This is a genomic window from Scandinavium lactucae, assembly GCF_033843265.1.
In the GTDB taxonomy this organism is placed as follows: Bacteria; Pseudomonadota; Gammaproteobacteria; order Enterobacterales; family Enterobacteriaceae; genus Scandinavium; species Scandinavium lactucae.
Genome location: NZ_JAWXRD010000031.1, coordinates 34,927 through 50,935 on the forward strand (window position 1 = coordinate 34,927; position 16,009 = coordinate 50,935).

The window sequence follows — 16,009 nt, forward strand, 5'->3', positions numbered from 1 at the left end:
TATGTTAAAGGAAATTTGGAAGTCTATTCTTTTCTTTATAATCGTGCTTTCTAGCTTTAATGCATCTGCTACTTGCCTAAAGGAAGGGGATAAAGTAAGTCTGACAGGAGTCGTTAGCGAGAAATTATACTACGGCCCTCCTGGCTGGGGAGAGGATAAAGCGAATGATGAGAAGCTACATGAGTGGGTATTGCATTTAAAACAGCCACTCACGTGTGTAACAGACGCAGATACTGACAACCAAAACTGGAATCAGGACGTTCAGTTGATAATGCGTGATAGTAATGACTATAAAGTAAATAAAAATCTTATTGGGAAAAGTGTCAGTATTGATGGTGTAATATTTCTCGCCGAGACCGGATATCATATGACGCCAGTTTTATTAGATGATGCAAAGTTTGAAGTTGCAGACAAATAGTAGAGAGGATTAATTAAAATGCGCTTTATAAATGCTATTTATCATGCATCGACGAAAACGGTAGAATATGAGTCATCGAGTGGCACAAGATTGTTAAAAACTGGGGGTTCACTGAATTGGCGATTCAATAACCCAGGCAATCTCATTTCTGTAAAAAATCAGCAAGGGAAAATCGGTGTTGGGGTTGTTTACAATCCAGACAAACATTCATTCTCAATATTTTCTAGCATAGAAGCTGGTGATAATGCCAAACGATCTCTGCTCAAAAGGAAATATAAGGATTATACTATTACAGAAATGATGAAAAAATATGCGCCGGGGAATGATGGTAATAACCCTGAAGCTTATGCCAATTTTATCATGTCTGAAAGTGGAGTCGCTCAGGGGGAGAAAGTAGGAGATCTTGACGATACAAAATTCAGTAAGGTAATCAAGGCAATTAGCAAAAAGGAAGGTGGCTTGAAGCCGGGCACCGAAAAATGGGTGCATGTGACAAATGTGACTGTTTCTGATGGATCTCGACCAGTTGCTGATGTGCCATTTAAAGTGACACTAGGAAGCACTAGCTACAAGTGGAAAACAGATGCTTACGGCAAGCTCAAGACAATCATCCATACGAAACAAGGAATGGCTATTGTCGTCAAATATACTAATTCTGCTGGAAAAGAGGATGTTGTTTATTCAGCTGTTGCTGGAGGTGAAACGAAAAATATACTTCTTACAAGAAGTTTCTCGCAATTCTCTGCAAAAACACTTGCCGAGATCCCCAAAGCCCCACGAGAGAAGAGCGCTCAGAAGCCGATTGAGTACATAGTCATGTCAGGAGACTCTCTCTCGAAAATTGCCGATCGTTATAAGACAAGCGCTGATGAAATCGCCAAAAATAATAATATAAAAGATGTGAGTAAGATCTTCCCTGGTCAACATTTGACGATTTATGGTGTTAATACTAATGGCCCTTCAATCTATATCGTTGCACCCGGCGACACGTTGGCGAAGATCGCAGAAAAAAATGGTGCAAATGTTGAGGATATAGCGCGACAGAATAATATATCAGATCCTAATAAAATATACCCAGGTCAATCAATTTCTATAGACAAAAGTGGCAATGCAACGTCTGGTCAGACTGAAAAGCCAGCTGCAAATCCGATAGCCTCAAAACCAGTTAATAAAAAACCTGAAAAAAATAGTGTAATCAATACGAATAAAAAAACACTGGATTCAGTTGGAGGAAAAAATTCTGGCAATCCGATTGCGTTACTTCCACACGACCAGAGAGAGGCTCCATGGATGAATATAGCACTGAGTGAGGCCAAAAAATGGCATGGGACTAAGGAAAACCATATTACTAGCAATTACCATGCATTAATAGGTCATGGGTGGATAAAAAATCTAGTTGGGACATTAAATGCTTGGTGTTCGTCTTTTGTAAATTATTGTTTTCAAGAAAGTGGGTATCATAAAACAGCTCCAGATCCATATCGCGCTATTTCTTTTTTTAGAGATAGCACCAATTTTTTTGAGATCAAAAAACCTATCTATGGATGTGCCGCATCATCAGGACATCACGCAACCTTTGTGTATGGAAAATCAAAATCTGGGGCATTAATTTGCTTGGGAGGGAATCAGGGCGATACAATAAAATTCTCCCCCTTTAATGGATTGAGATTTTTTTTACCAGTGGCATACAAAGGATATTATGAGTCGAATGTACATAAAGAATTAGATATCTTTGATGTAAATGAACTCAATGAAATGATTGGTGTTCATTCCAAAACAACTGGGCATGAGAGTACAAGATGATTCTAAAAACAAAAATAACCCTTGCATTAGCTTTGATGGTTTCACCTGTGATGAGTAGTTTTGCAACTACCTTTACCAAGGAGTTCGAACGCTCGGATGGTATTCATAAGGTCAAAATTGATATTTACGAAGAAAGTAATGCTGACACTAAAAATTCAAAAATTACCGCTTCTGAATATGTAAAGGACAAAAAGGTATGGAGTCTTGTCGATTATGTGAATAAATGTCCGCTTGATATAAACATGGCTTTAATTAAGGATTCCTTCGAGATTAAGAAAATTAATGGCTCATTTGATGCTGTATTGTTTTCTTATACCATAGGTTGTGTGGGGGGACTTGATCCAGTTACTGTAAAATATTTTGCTTACGAAAATGGCATGAAGCATTCTCTTCGAGGAGAAGAGCGGATGGTTACACCAGATGGGGTAATTGATGATAATGTTAAGCCGGTGCCTGATGCTAATTTGAAAAATAACGTCCTATTATTTAAATATATGACAAGTAACTGGAATAAAGCGTCGACAGTTATTCTAGAATAACTGCTTTTAATTAAATGTTTAGTCAACATAGCAGGTCAGAATGAGAGTGGCAATAGCGGTGATTTTGAATTCAATTATTGCTTTTACATTCATATTGTCTCAATCGGTTTTTGCAAGTTCTGAAATGTTCCAGAAAGCATGGAATGATAGTTCCGGTAAGCATATTCTAACTATAGATAAAAAATTTTATAGCAAAGAAGGTGGAGTAACCTTGCTTGTTAAGCAAATTACAGGGAATAGCACCGATTGGGCTCTTAAGGATTTTGTCCGAAACTGCGACGAAGATATAAAGTTAGTTATTGTACCTGATTCTGTCGAAGTGAATGAAAAATTTTCTTCTGGTACAGGAACCGTTTTATTTGCCTACAAGATTGGGTGTGTTGGTGGGATTGACCCCGTTACTGTAAAATATTTTGCGTTTCGAGATGGAGTAAAATATTCGTTAAGGGGAGAGGAGCATATTATTGTCGGTAGTGAGGGCTTTGGTGGGGAGAAGGCTCCAGTGCCTGATTTTAATCTCAAGAATGACAAATTTCTTCTGAAGTACATGATGGGGAAATGGGATTCTATTTCCACAACAAAAGTAAATTAAATCGTGTGGTTTCATGTCATAAGTCTACTGATGAGCAGTCCAGCTTATTGATATTTTTAAGGAGATTGGGTGAGGTGGTTTATAGCGCTCGTTTTGCTTTCTGTGATTTCATTTAATGCTTGTTCGGTTGATGTTGAACTTATTGAAGATGATGCAATTGGTATAAAAGAAAAGTCGGTAGTTAAAAAATACATTTGGATACTATAGTTAATGGTTATAAAGTCAAAGGTGACGGTTCAAAAATAGTCACATGGGGAAGCCTAAAAAGATAAGTGAAGAGAATCCTCAAGCTGCCAATATAACACTGATGAATCTTAATGCCCCTTATAATACTATAAAAAAGTGTTAGTTATGGTGTTTTCGATGTAAATTGTCTGAGGTCTATAGCCTTTGCATATATTGATAATAAGCAAGGTCTTTTTATTGAGCTGGCTAATGAGGATTTTATTGCAAGTAGCTCAACCTTCGATCCTTCAAACGATAATAATTTTGAATCATGCATTGAGTATAAATCATGGTAATTCAAAAAATATACATGATTTTGATCGTTTTAGATAATAAGTAAGCAGGGAATAATCATGTCGTATACACTTAAACATTTGCCAGAATGCTACTCCAGACCGAAGTCTCTGAAATATTCTCGTTGGCTTATTGCTCTGGTTGCCATGCTTTCGGTCAGTGTTATATTAATGCGTATATTTGGGCGTTATGTTGAAAACCTGTTTTTTTGGAAGATTGCTTTAGGTGTGCCTATTGTTTTGTGGAGTGTTCCGTTTGCTTCTTGTTTGCTTCTGTGGGCATTGCAGGATAGCAAAGCAAATGCTTTCGACAAACAGCGAGAGCAATGGATTCTTCGAGAAACCCGTAAGGCACGTCGTGCACTACAGGTGCTGAATGCAACATTCATTACCGGCCACTCATCAGTTGCTCAGAAAGATACAGCTATTGCCATGCAAAATAACGATAGCATTATTGTTTCGCAGGTCGACCGGGATGGTAATGAAAGCTCCAGGATGAGCCAAATTTCTTCTAGCCCGCAGGACTCGCTAAAATTCGTGATAACGAATGTTTTTTCGAAGTTGATTGCTGGCATTCCTTTCGCACAAATCCCTGACAAAGTACCACTGGTGGTATTTTTTGATGTAACAACATCGCTGCCTCTGGAGAGTATTCGCCATTACTGGGATGAGACCTGGCAAAAGAACAATATTAATCTTCCTGTTGAATATGGTGAAGGGAGTGGGCTCAGTGTAATCGACCGCTGGTTGAATGAACGTATTAAAGATAAAGCAATGTTATTGATTGTTGGCCTTCAGATTGACCCGGTTGTTTCAAACAATACTGCTGAAGCAGCCGTTGCTCTGCTTCTTGGCAACCGCCTGACCCAGGAGGCTCTCGAACCTCTCGCGCTGCTGCACCGGCCAGATGCTGCTCCATCAGGTGAACTGAGTGAGGGGATGAACATGGTCGCTTATAACGTCCCGCTCAAAGAAAATATCGTGAAAAATTTATGGCTTGCCGGGCTGACGGGTGAACAGCGTGCAGAAGTTATCGGGTGCCAGAATGCACACCCTGCGCAGTCTGTAGAGGACGACGCCGTCATTTCACTCGATACATCCATGGGACATGCCGGAGCTGCAGCCCCCTGGCTGGCTATCGCTGCCGCCACTGAAATCGCCCGACAAACTCAGTCACCACAGATGATTATCTGCGGTGATACCACACAGAATGTGCTGTGGAGCACGCTCATTACCCCGATTGCTTCCCGACAGGAGATGGATCCGTGAAGCTACCTTTAGCACCGAAGACTACGGAAGACCGCTATCTTGCTGTCGCATTGATTTTCTTTTTGCTGTTAGCCGTTATGACGTTCATTGTCTGGAAGCATCCGGATATAGCCGGGATTGAAGACGGTAGTCAGCAGCAAATTTACTGGCTTATCGCTGGCGGATGTATTTCAGGCTGTGCCCTTATCGTTTCCGTGGTGCTTCTGGCGGCGGTACGCAGTGCCGGCAAGCAGGAGTTTAATGCGCTTGTCGACAATACCAACGGTGATGATGAGAAAAAGAAACGGGAAAATGATAACGCGCCTGTTAACCCTGCAGTGGCCATGTGTGACAAGATTCGGGGGCATCTCCGCTCCCGTATTGGCTTTTACTGGCGTCGTAAAACCCGTTTGTTGTTAATCACCGGCGATGAGGCGGCAATCGAGCAGCTGGTACCTGGCCTGCAGGAAAACCAGTGGCTTGAAGGTAATCGTACTGTTCTGCTTTACGGCGGCAGTCTGACTGCTGAGCCCGATAAGGAAAGATACACCGCGCTGCGTAAACTGCGTCGCGGCCGCCCACTGGACGGGATTGTTCGCGTCATGCCGCAGTCTTTTAACCTGACACCACAAATCAGCGATAACGATTTACGCGGCCTGGAAAAAATCAGCGAGCTGCTCCGTTATTCCGCCCCGGTCTGGCTGTGGCAGCTGTGCGACAGCACCTGGCCGCAGGCAAAACGCACTGAACAGGTGGTCGGGGCCAGTTTCCCGCTGCGTGCTAAGCCTGACGATATTACCCGCCAGCTTGAGCTGATGCTGCCGGCCCTGCGAACGCAGGGGATGAGTCAGGTCGCTGAGGACAACGGCCACGACTTCCTGCTGCGCCTGGGCCAGCATCTCAAAGACGGCGGCATCGCCCGCTGGGCTCAGCAACTGGTGCCATGGCTGGCTGGCTCCCAGCAGCGTGTTCCGCTGCGTGGCCTGATGTTCAGCCTGCCGAAGAATAAACCCGCCGCTATCGCAGGAAAAACAGCCGGTGATGCACCTGCCGACGCGGAGAAATATATCCCGGGCTCACAACGCCATGCGCTGACCCTGCCGGTGACCTGGCAGGGCATCGTAGATGACTGTACCCGCGTACGTGGCCGCCGCGTCGGGATGGCGTGGGAACAGACGCTGGCCTGGACGCTGATGGCCATTATCGGTGTCTGGGGGGCGGGGACGCTGCTGTCGTTTGCGGTCAACCGTCTGCAGATTGTCTCTGTGGCGCAGCAGGCGCATGCTCTGGTGGAGCATCCTTCCGTATCGGATTACCAGCTGACGGCCCTGCATACGCTGCGTAATGACGCCGGCCGCCTGCAGCATCGTCTTCAGGACGGCGCGCCATGGTACCAGCGCTTCGGTCTGGACCATAACCAGCAGCTGCTCGACGCAATGCTGCCCTGGTACGGCGTGGCGAACAACCGCCTGATCCGCGACCCGGCAAATGCCGCCCTGACGCAGAAGCTCAGCGCACTGGCAAACTCAGCCCCCAACAGCGACCAGCGGGCACAACTGGTGAAGCCGGGCTATGACCAGCTGAAAGCCTGGTTAATGATGTCCCGTCCGGATAAAATCGACGGCGCATTTTACGCGCAGACCATGAAAGCCGTGCAGCCGACGCGCACGGGCATCTCAACCGGCCTGTGGCAAAGCCTGTCGCCGGATTTGTGGACCTTCTACATCTCCGAATTGCCAACGCAGCCGCAGTGGAAAATCACGCCGGATACGCAGCTGGTCAGCCAGAGCCGTCAGGTGCTGTTGCAGCAGATTGGACAGCGCAACGCTGAAAGTACGCTGTACGAGAACATGCTCAAATCAGTACGCCGTAACTTCGCTGATGTGTCTCTGGAAGACATGACCAGTGGTACCGATGCGCGACGCCTGTTTACCACCGATGAGGTGGTGCCGGGCATGTTTACCCGCCAGGCGTGGGAAGGGGGTATTCAGCAGGCTATCGAAAAGGCCGCAAATTCCCGCCGGGATGAAATTGACTGGGTGCTGAGTGACAGCCGAAAAGCGGTTTCCTCAGACCTGTCACCGGAAGCCCTGAAAGCACGTCTGACGCAACGTTACTTCACGGACTTTGCCGACAGCTGGCTGAGCTTCCTCAACAGCCTGCGACTTAATCCGGCAAACAACATTGCTGACGTCACCGACCAGCTGACGCTGATGAGCGATGTCCGCCAGTCGCCGCTGATTGCCCTGATGAATACCATTGCCTGGCAGGGACAGACTGGCCAGCAAAGCGAAGGCCTTTCGGACTCCATCATCAAATCGGCTAAAGACCTTGTAGGCGGACAGGACAACCCTGCGATTGACCAGTCTGCGTCAGGGCCGCAGGGGCCGCTCGATGAAACCTTTGGCCCGCTGCTTCAGCTTCTGGGTAAAAACAAAGGCAGCAACGTCATGTCGGCTGACACTTCACTGAGCCTGCAGACGTATCTGACCCGCATCACCCGCGTACGTCTGCGTCTGCAACAGGTGGCCAGTGCCTCCGACCCGCAGGAGATGATGCAGACTCTGGCGCAGACCGTGTTCCAGGGCAAAAGCGTGGACCTGACTGACACCCAACAATATGGCAGCCTGATTTCCGCGAGCCTTGGTGAGGAGTGGAGCGGATTTGGCAGCACGATGTTTGTGCAGCCGCTGACTCAGGCCTGGGAGACCGTGCTTCAGCCGTCGGCGGCCAGCCTGAATGATAAATGGAGCCGCTCCGTGGTGGCGAACTGGCATACTGCCTTTGACGGGCGCTTCCCGTTCGCAGCGAGTAAAAGTGATGCCTCCCTGCCGATGCTGGCTGAGTTTTTGCGCAAGGACAGCGGACGTATTGAGCGCTTCCTGACGACAGAGCTTAACGGTGTGCTGCACAAAGAAGGCAGCCAGTGGGTACCGGATAAGGTCAACAGTCAGGGACTGAGCTTTAACCCGGCCTTCCTGCGGGCGATTAATCAGCTGAGCCAGCTGTCAGACATTCTGTTTACCGATGGAAGCCAAGGCATCAGCTTTGAGCTGCAGGCCCGCCCTGTACCGCAGGTGGTGGAAACCCTGCTGACCATCGATGGTCAGCCGCTGCACTACTTCAACCAGATGACCGACTGGCAGAGCTTCCGCTGGCCGGGAGACACTTATAAGCCGGGAACCATGCTCACCTGGACTACGGTCAACGCCGGGGCGCGCCTGTTCGGGGATTACAGCGGGACCTGGGGCTTCATTCGCTGGCTGGACCAGGGCAAACGCCAGAAGCTTGACCGCAGCCAGTGGATGATGAGCTTTACCGCCCCGGACGGTCGAACCCTGCAGTGGGTACTGCGCTCACAACTCGGAAAAGGTCCGCTGGCGCTGCTGGATTTACGCGGTTTCACGCTGCCGGACCAGATATTCAGTGTCGACAGCGCGGCCACCGCTCAGGCGTTGATGGCCAACACCGGAAACAGTGACATGGATGGAATCGAATAATGAGCACTTTGCAGAATCTGGTTGCCGCCTGTCAGGCTGACGAAACTCAGCTGCGTCAACAGGCGCAGGTCCGCACGGAAAACTGGCAGCCCTGGCTTGCTCCGGTAAATGACACCAGTCCGACCGGAGAAGACCCGGGCTATGACGATGATTTTCAGCGTATCCGCGAAGAGGTCAATAAGCTCTCCGGTATCGATACCCGGCTGATTTGCACGCTTGCCGAAAAACTGCTGACCACCACCGCCAAAGATATCCGTATTGCCACCTATTACTGCTGGGCGCGTCTGCACCAGGACGGGGAAACCGGCTTTGCCGAAGGGCTTGAACTGCTGGCGGGTTTGATACAGCGCTATGGTATGCAGCTTCATCCGCAGCGTGAGCGAAGCCGTAAAGCGGCCCTGGAATGGCTGTCGAGCTCGCGGGTGCTCGACAGCCTGTCGCTCTGGCCGGAAGTGGTACGCGACGATGCACAGCGCACTGCCGGTGCACTGTTGCTCATCCGCGACAGTCTTGAGTCAGAACCGGAAGCGTCACGGCCAGAGCTGAATGCCCTGTACAGCGCGCTGGAGTCTCGCCTGATGAAAGCCGGTGGTGTGGATGCCGTGTTGCCGCAGAACGCCGGTAATAAGGCTCAGTCACAGACCTCCACACATACAACCGAGTCAGACGCACCGGCTCTGAACCGCATTACCTCCGGTCAGGATTTACTGGCCCAGGCCCGTACCCTGACGGAATATCTGCGTGATCAGCCCGATGGCTGGCTTGCCGCACACCGGCTGATGAAAAGCCTGCGTCATGACACGCTGAGTGCTATTCCTGCCCCGGATGCACAAGGGAAAACCCGAATAGAACCACCCCGTGCAGACCAGCGCGCCATGCTCAAACGTCTGTACCTGCAGCAGAACTGGTCAGAAATTCTGGAGCAGGCGGACAGCGCCTTCTCGCGTGGCGCCAATCACCTCTGGCTGGATTTGCAGTGGTATATCCATCAGGCTCTGGTGAAGTCGGGGCAGGATGTGCTGGCCGACATCATCACCGCAGACCTGAAAGGATTGCTACGTCGCCTTACCGGGCTTGAAACGCTGGCGTTTAATGATGGCACACCGTTTGCCGATGAAGTCACACTGAACTGGATTAACCAGAGCGTGCTGGATGATATGCCCGGCTGGCAGGACGAGCCGGTCAGCGCGGTCAGCGAAACCGATAACGACATTCTGGCTCTTGAAACGGAAGCGCTGGATAAAGCTGACACTGACGGACTGGATGCCGCACTTCACTGGCTGCAGACTCGTCCGGGTACGGACGCCACGAAAGACAAATGGCTGCTGCGCCTGCTGATGGCCCGGGTGGCTGAGCAGAAGGGCAGAAATGAACTGGCCCTGCATCTGCTGGGGGAGCTCGATAGCGTAGCGCAGGCCATCACCCTCACGCAGTGGACGCCAGCGCTGCTGTTTGAAGTGAAATCACGCCGCCTCAGGCTGCTGCGTATGAAAGCCACACGCAGTGAAACCGATAAATCACGGCTTCAGCCTGAGATGGACCTGCTTCTGTCCGGTCTGATTGCGCTCGATCCGGCCAGCAGTGCAGTGCTTTGTGGGTAACCGGGACTGAATTCAGCGAAAAGGAAAACATATGCCAGCAGAAGGTTTTTATCTGGTGCAGGGCGACAAGACGACCTGCGGTGGGAAAATCACCACGGGCGCAGAGGATCACACTCTGTTTGATAAACCTGTTGCCCGGGAACAGGACAGTGTGACCTGCGGGAAGCATGCCGGGCTTTTCAGGATAGCCGGTGGCATCGATAACGATACCATTCATGACCGGCGAATGGCCGGAACCCTCGACAGCTACAGTACCTGCCCCTGCAAAGCGAAGTTTATTCCGTCGATGATGGATGATACGTACGAGAAAATTGGAGGAGGCGGTGCACGTTCAGATGTATTGTCTGACCAAAAGGATATTACAGAGACTGCCAGCCTAACAGATAATCCAGCGGTCATTCAAAACAGCCTGACCGGCATGTGTTTTGCGGAACAGAATGAATTAACCGAGGGGGTGTTTCTGTGGACGGAAACACAAGGTGCCGGGCATGCTTTTGTATCCATACACATTGAAAACGCTATTTATGTGTTTACCTATGGGCGCTACGATCAGGAAGGGTTTAGCCCTGTAGGCGAAGGTGTACTGATAAAATATTCTGGTGAAAGGGCTGAGAGATTTTATACAAAAGAGCTTTACCGTATGGGGGCGTCGGTTTTTAAAATTCTGGATGTTGACGAATCCAGCACCCTTTCAATATTTAATTCTCTGTGGGCTTCCAGCGACATTAGACCAGACGGAAAACATACCAGTCCGGATATAAAAGAAGATGGTCGTGTTATTGACAGTTATAACCTTGCCGTCAACAATTGCACAACAACGTCAGTGACCGGGCTTAAAATGGCAGACACAGGAATATTTGATGTGAAGTTGCTTGATACCTTTGGCTACAGTGAAGACTTTTCGATCCCCTCGTCATTGAATGCTTATCTGGAGGATTTAGCATCCAACCCCACAGATATGAGAGTGATGAAAATGACTGACGAATTCATCGATAAATATCATAATGCTTCAGATTATAATAAGATTGACGGTGCGGGGAGCGGTAATGAGACTGCAGGTACAATAGGTAAGGGAAGTGGTATTGTTGGAAAGGGATCAAGTGGTTATGCCCCAACGACATTCAGTCGATCTCAGGGGGACCTTAATGATTAAAAAATTGCTTTTTATCCTTCTGCCTGTTGCGCTGTTTCTGTTAATAAGTACAGCAGTCCTTTCACTTTCTTTCTTGAACATAAAATACACCTACGAACCCGTATTAATCGGCACATCTCTTGATTATCTGGTGACCAATACTTATTCCATGGCCTGGGTGTTTTATTGTACGTCGAATATTTCATTTATCGTTATTTATATCGTTTATCTTCTTATTCTGAACAGAATTAGTAAAAAGAAGCAGTCTTTATCATCTCAATAAGTGGCTGGCTGTCATGGTCCCACGTTACCTCCGTAAACAGTAATTCACTGGCTCATATTGATAAACTATGGATGATTTAACCCTGCGTTATTATGACGCTGAAATGCGCTACCTGCTGGAAGCCGGCGAAGAGTTTGCCCGTGCTCACCCCGAGCAGGCAGCAATGCTCAACCTTGATAAAGCGGGGGCGCGCGACCCGTACGTGGAGCGCCTGTTCGAGGGCTTTGCCTTCCTGATGGGGCGCCTGCGTGAGAAGCTCGACGATGACCTGCCGGAACTGACCGAAGGGCTGGTCAGCCTGTTGTGGCCGCATTACCTGCGTACCATTCCGTCAATGTCGGTGGTGGAGTTCACCCCTGACTGGCGTGAGATGAAAGAGCAGATGCGTATCGTCAAAGGCTTTGAGGTGAACTCACGGCCGATCGGTGAGAAGGGCACTCGCTGTCGGTACACCACAACCAAAGAGATTACCCTTCAGCCATTGTCACTGGAGAGTGCCCGACTGGCGACCGATCCGGATGGCCGTTCGGTCATCACGCTGCGCTTTAACTGTAGCCACCTGGCCGACTGGAGCCGGGTCGATCTCAGTCTGCTCCCGTTCTACTTCAACGCAGACGCACCGCTGGCCTGCGCCATGCATGAGGCCTTTACCATGAACACGGCCGGCCTGTGGTTGCGGATGCCGGGTGACATGGACAGAAGACCGCTCGACGGGTATTTCACCGCGCTGGGATTTGGCGATGATGACGACCTGTGGCCGAAGGGAAGCAGCAGCTTTAGCGGCTACCAGCTGCTGCTGGAGTACTTCACCTTCCGTGAGAAATTCATGTTCACAGGGCTGCGTGGGCTGGAGACCGTGGTCTTTCCGGCTGAGCTCCCATGGTTTGAAATCGACGTGGCACTGGCGGAGCGCTGGGAGCATGATTTCAGTTTTACCGAAAAGCATCTGCGCCTGAACTGTGTGCCGGTGATTAACCTGTTCCCGCTGGAATCTGACCCGCTGACGCTCAACTCCCTGCAGACCGAATACATGCTGCGTCCGATGCGCGTGCAGGATGGGCATACAGAGATATACGCGGTGGAATCGGTGATGTCATCGAGCCAGCATACCTATGTGCCATTCTCAAGCTTCCGCCACAAAGGCGGAATGATGCGCCATGAAGCACCGGAATATTACTACCACACCCGCGTGCGCCGGGGCCCGTCGGGGCTGCATAACACCTGGCTTATCCTCGGCGGTGAAGCGTTTGATAATCACACGGTACCGGAATACGAGAGCCTGTCGCTGACGCTCACCGGCACCAATGGCCAGCTGCCACGACGTGCACTGCAGAGCACGGTGCTCGATACGGTGATGAAAACCACCTCGGCCAGTATCGCCGTCCGTAACCTGTGTGCGCCAACGTTACCCTATTATCCGCCGGCGCAGGACCGTTTCCACTGGCGTGTACTGAGCCACCTCGGTAGCGGATTCCTGTCGATGATGGATAACGCCGACGTGCTGCGCGGTACCCTGGCGCTGTACGAATGGACCGACAGCGAGATGAACCGCCGTCGACTGGAGGCCATCATTGACGTTAAACACAGCGAAACCGAGCGTTTCGAGCAGGGCTATCTGGTACGCGGCGTGCAGATTGAGGTGACGCTGGACAGCCACGGCTTTGCCGGGCGAGGCGATATCTGCCTGTTTGGCGAGATGCTGAGTCGCTTCTTCGCGCTCTACACCGATATCTATCTGTTTAACCGCCTGATTATCATCCTGCAACCAACCGGAGAGCGCCTGGAATGGGAAGAGAAGCACAACCGCCGCATTCCCGGCTGACCCCGCGGCTGGAGGCAGACCTTCACCGGATAAATTTCTATCGCTTCTGTCAGTTGCTGGAGAAGCGTAATCCGGATAAACCGCTGCTGGGGTCAACCAGCCACCCCGCGGATGACCCGGTGCGGTTTGCGCCACATCCGGGAATGGGCTTCCCGGCGAGCGAGCTGAAGGCTGTCGAATATGACGAGGATGATGACAGCAGGCCACCGCTCATCCGCACAACCTTTATGGGGATGTACGGGGTCGATTCTCCGCTGCCGACCGCGTATCTCGATGACATCACCCAGCGCCAGGAAGGGCACGAGGCGCTGCAGGGCTTTCTGGATATCTTCAGCCACCGCATCCTGACGCAGTTTTACCGCATCTGGCGAAAATACTCTTATCCGGCGACCTTTGAGCCTAGCGGAACCGACAGCATTTCGCAGTCACTTCTGGGTCTGGTGGGGCTGGGTATTCCCGGTACGGCTGAGCATATCGCAACCCCGGTGTCGCGTTTTCTGTCACTGCTGGGCGTACTGCAGCAGCCCGGTAAAACCCAGGAGGGGATGCAGGCCCTGGTGAGTCTGCTGGCACCCAATACCAGGGTGCAGGTGCATCCGTATTGCCTTCGCCCGGTGGAGGTCAGTCAGCCGCTGGGCTTTTACGGTGATGACGATTTTCTGCTGGACGGCAATACGCCACTTGGCGACGAAGCAATGGATGTGAACAGTCAGCTGCTGATTGCGCTGTCCACCGATAACGAACAGGAGTCGCAGGGCTGGAAACCGGATGGCCTGCTGTATCAGGACTTTCTGGTGATGCTGCGGGTCTATCTGGGCTGGCGCTTTAAGGCAAAAATCACCCTGACCACCTCCACCCGCCTGCTGGCCGTGCCGCCGCTTGGCGAAGGCCCATTCTGGCTGGGGATGAATGGCGTGCTGGGTGCGGAAGATGAAGACATCCCGGACGATATCCCGCAGACCTTTACGACGGAACTGGGTTACTACACCGGGCTGGAGCCCGCAACACCACAACAAGGAAACCGACGTGTTACGTACAAGTTTGATTAAACCCGTGTGCTGGCTACCTGCACTGCTGGCGTTCAGCCTGACGGGCTGTGGCGTGACGCAGGGCGTCGCAGATGGCACAAAATCAGTCTATACCGCCGTGTTTTACAAAAGTATTAAGGTGCTGCACCTGGACTTTACGGCTCGTGAAGCTCTGAACACCGATGCGCGCGAAAGCAATTCGCTGTCAGAGCCGGTGGTGGTCCGTATTTACCAGCTGAAAGACCGCAAAGCATTCGACCAAACGGTCTACCAGCAGCTTCTCAAGGACGGCGACACGATCCTGAAAGCTGACCTGCTTGCGACCCGCGATGTGGTGGTGAAACCGGGCGGGGATGCGAATCTCGATATGCCGATGGAAGAAAGCGCACAGTTTGTGGCCGTGGTGGGGCTGTTCCGTCACCCGGATATGGTCAACAGCACCTGGAAGCAGGTTCTCAAACGCAATGATTTGGATCCGGATAAACCCCGTATTCTGGAAGCAGGGAATAACCATCTGACATTACAGCCGCTGAAGGATGACTGATGCCACAGGGACACAACACGCCATCGCTGTATGAAATGCTGAGCGGTCATTTTTCTGGTGGCCTGAGCCTCAGCCAGGTCAGTGAGCAGAACCAGGTGATTTTATCGGTACTCGATAACATGCAGCGGGTGCTTAACTGCCGCGCAGGTACGCTGGCGCACCTGCCGGACTACGGCCTGCCAGATATGACCAAAATCCTGCAGGGAATGCCGGGTACGGCCCATGAACTGATGGGAACCTTATCAACTGTGTTGCTCAAATACGAACCACGGCTGAAGAAAATTGATGTGGTACTGCTTGAGCAGCATATTCCCGGTGAGCTGCGCTATGCCATCGATGCCGAGTTGAAAGGCATCGGACTGGTGCGCTATGGCACGGAATTTATGCCTGAAGGTCGCGTGCTGATACGTCACCTCAAACAGCAACAGTATCTTGACGCACAGACTCGCCTCTAATCTCCTGACGGACAGTGAAAGCATGTCGGCAAAAGCCCGTTTTTTGAAAAAATTGCAGCATCAGCATCCTCGAAGCGCCGCCTTTGACACGAAAGCAGAAGCGGATATCGCGGCATTTCGTCAGCGGATAAGCCTGCTTCATGAGTCTATGGATGAGTGGCTTGCTGGTACAGAGATACGCACCGAAGCCACCGCCATCTCCCTGATTGAGTTTCTGATTGGTGGGAGCGCGTTTTCTGTTCCGGGTATTAACCTGCACTACGCGCAGCGGAGTATCCGGTTTACCCCCATTTTTCTGTACGGGCAGGGCGTAACCGGTTGTATTGAGGTCTGCCTGACTGCAGATGGCAAAATCAGTCCCCTGTACCGACTGTTTATGCGCAGTGGTGAGCAGGATAACTGGACCTGGTGCCCGGCAGGAACGCAGAACGGAAATCCAGCCCGGTTTGATGAAGAGGCGTTCTTTACGATGATCGCGTCTTTGATCCCTGAGTAAACCCTGCACCTGATTGTGAGCCTGGTTCGC

13 protein-coding genes are annotated in these 16,009 nt (G+C 50.7%); all 13 read left to right on the forward strand.

What is annotated here, in order from left to right:
- Position 1: 1 nt before the first annotated feature.
- The 13 genes from SIK69_RS13615 (at position 2) to SIK69_RS13675 (ending at position 15,979) form a co-directional block, all read left to right on the forward strand.
- Positions 2 to 418 (forward strand): DUF4431 domain-containing protein, encoded by a 417-nt coding sequence (locus tag SIK69_RS13615; protein WP_319786310.1) that lies wholly within the window; start codon positions 2 to 4, stop codon positions 416 to 418.
- Between the two features lie 18 nt (positions 419 to 436).
- Positions 437 to 2,221: a TIGR02594 family protein gene (locus SIK69_RS13620; RefSeq protein WP_319786311.1), complete on the forward strand. Its 1,785-nt coding sequence runs from the start codon at positions 437 to 439 to the stop codon at positions 2,219 to 2,221.
- Positions 2,218 to 2,760, forward strand: a complete 543-nt coding sequence (locus tag SIK69_RS13625; RefSeq protein WP_319786312.1) for a M949_RS01915 family surface polysaccharide biosynthesis protein — start codon at positions 2,218 to 2,220, stop codon at positions 2,758 to 2,760. Before SIK69_RS13620 ends, SIK69_RS13625 begins: the two co-directional genes overlap by 4 nt.
- Before the next feature lie 40 nt (positions 2,761 to 2,800).
- Positions 2,801 to 3,352, forward strand: a complete 552-nt coding sequence (locus tag SIK69_RS13630; RefSeq protein WP_319786313.1) for a M949_RS01915 family surface polysaccharide biosynthesis protein — start codon at positions 2,801 to 2,803, stop codon at positions 3,350 to 3,352.
- Between the two features lie 578 nt (positions 3,353 to 3,930).
- Complete coding sequence (locus tag SIK69_RS13635) at positions 3,931 to 5,139, forward strand: KPHS_23130 family T6SS system protein (protein WP_319786314.1); 1,209 nt, start codon at positions 3,931 to 3,933, stop codon at positions 5,137 to 5,139.
- The gene (locus SIK69_RS13640; RefSeq protein WP_319786315.1) at positions 5,136 to 8,618 is read left to right on the forward strand and encodes an ImcF-related family protein; all 3,483 of its coding nucleotides are present in this window, start codon (positions 5,136 to 5,138) and stop codon (positions 8,616 to 8,618) included. Before SIK69_RS13635 ends, SIK69_RS13640 begins: the two co-directional genes overlap by 4 nt.
- On the forward strand, positions 8,618 to 10,219 hold the full coding sequence (gene tssA / locus SIK69_RS13645) for a type VI secretion system protein TssA (protein ID WP_319786316.1): 1,602 nt from the start codon (positions 8,618 to 8,620) through the stop codon (positions 10,217 to 10,219). The genes SIK69_RS13640 and tssA overlap by 1 nt, the downstream gene beginning before the upstream one ends.
- Positions 10,220 to 10,250: 31 nt before the next feature.
- Entirely contained in the window at positions 10,251 to 11,372 is a 1,122-nt protein-coding gene (locus SIK69_RS13650) for a PAAR domain-containing protein (protein WP_319786317.1), read from the forward strand.
- Between the two features lie 329 nt (positions 11,373 to 11,701).
- Positions 11,702 to 13,456 (forward strand): type VI secretion system baseplate subunit TssF, encoded by a 1,755-nt coding sequence (tssF, locus tag SIK69_RS13655; protein ID WP_319786318.1) that lies wholly within the window; start codon positions 11,702 to 11,704, stop codon positions 13,454 to 13,456.
- Entirely contained in the window at positions 13,420 to 14,505 is a 1,086-nt protein-coding gene (gene tssG / locus SIK69_RS13660; protein WP_319786319.1) for a type VI secretion system baseplate subunit TssG, read from the forward strand. Before tssF ends, tssG begins: the two co-directional genes overlap by 37 nt.
- Positions 14,483 to 15,028 carry a type VI secretion system lipoprotein TssJ gene (tssJ, locus tag SIK69_RS13665; protein WP_319786320.1) on the forward strand — a complete coding sequence of 182 codons (546 nt, stop codon included), beginning with the start codon at positions 14,483 to 14,485 and terminating at the stop codon, positions 15,026 to 15,028. Before tssG ends, tssJ begins: the two co-directional genes overlap by 23 nt.
- On the forward strand, positions 15,028 to 15,483 hold the full coding sequence (gene tssE, locus SIK69_RS13670) for a type VI secretion system baseplate subunit TssE (protein WP_319786321.1): 456 nt from the start codon (positions 15,028 to 15,030) through the stop codon (positions 15,481 to 15,483). The genes tssJ and tssE overlap by 1 nt, the downstream gene beginning before the upstream one ends.
- Positions 15,484 to 15,505: 22 nt before the next feature.
- Entirely contained in the window at positions 15,506 to 15,979 is a 474-nt protein-coding gene (locus SIK69_RS13675) for a hypothetical protein (RefSeq protein ID WP_319786322.1), read from the forward strand.
- Positions 15,980 to 16,009: the final 30 nt, after the last annotated feature.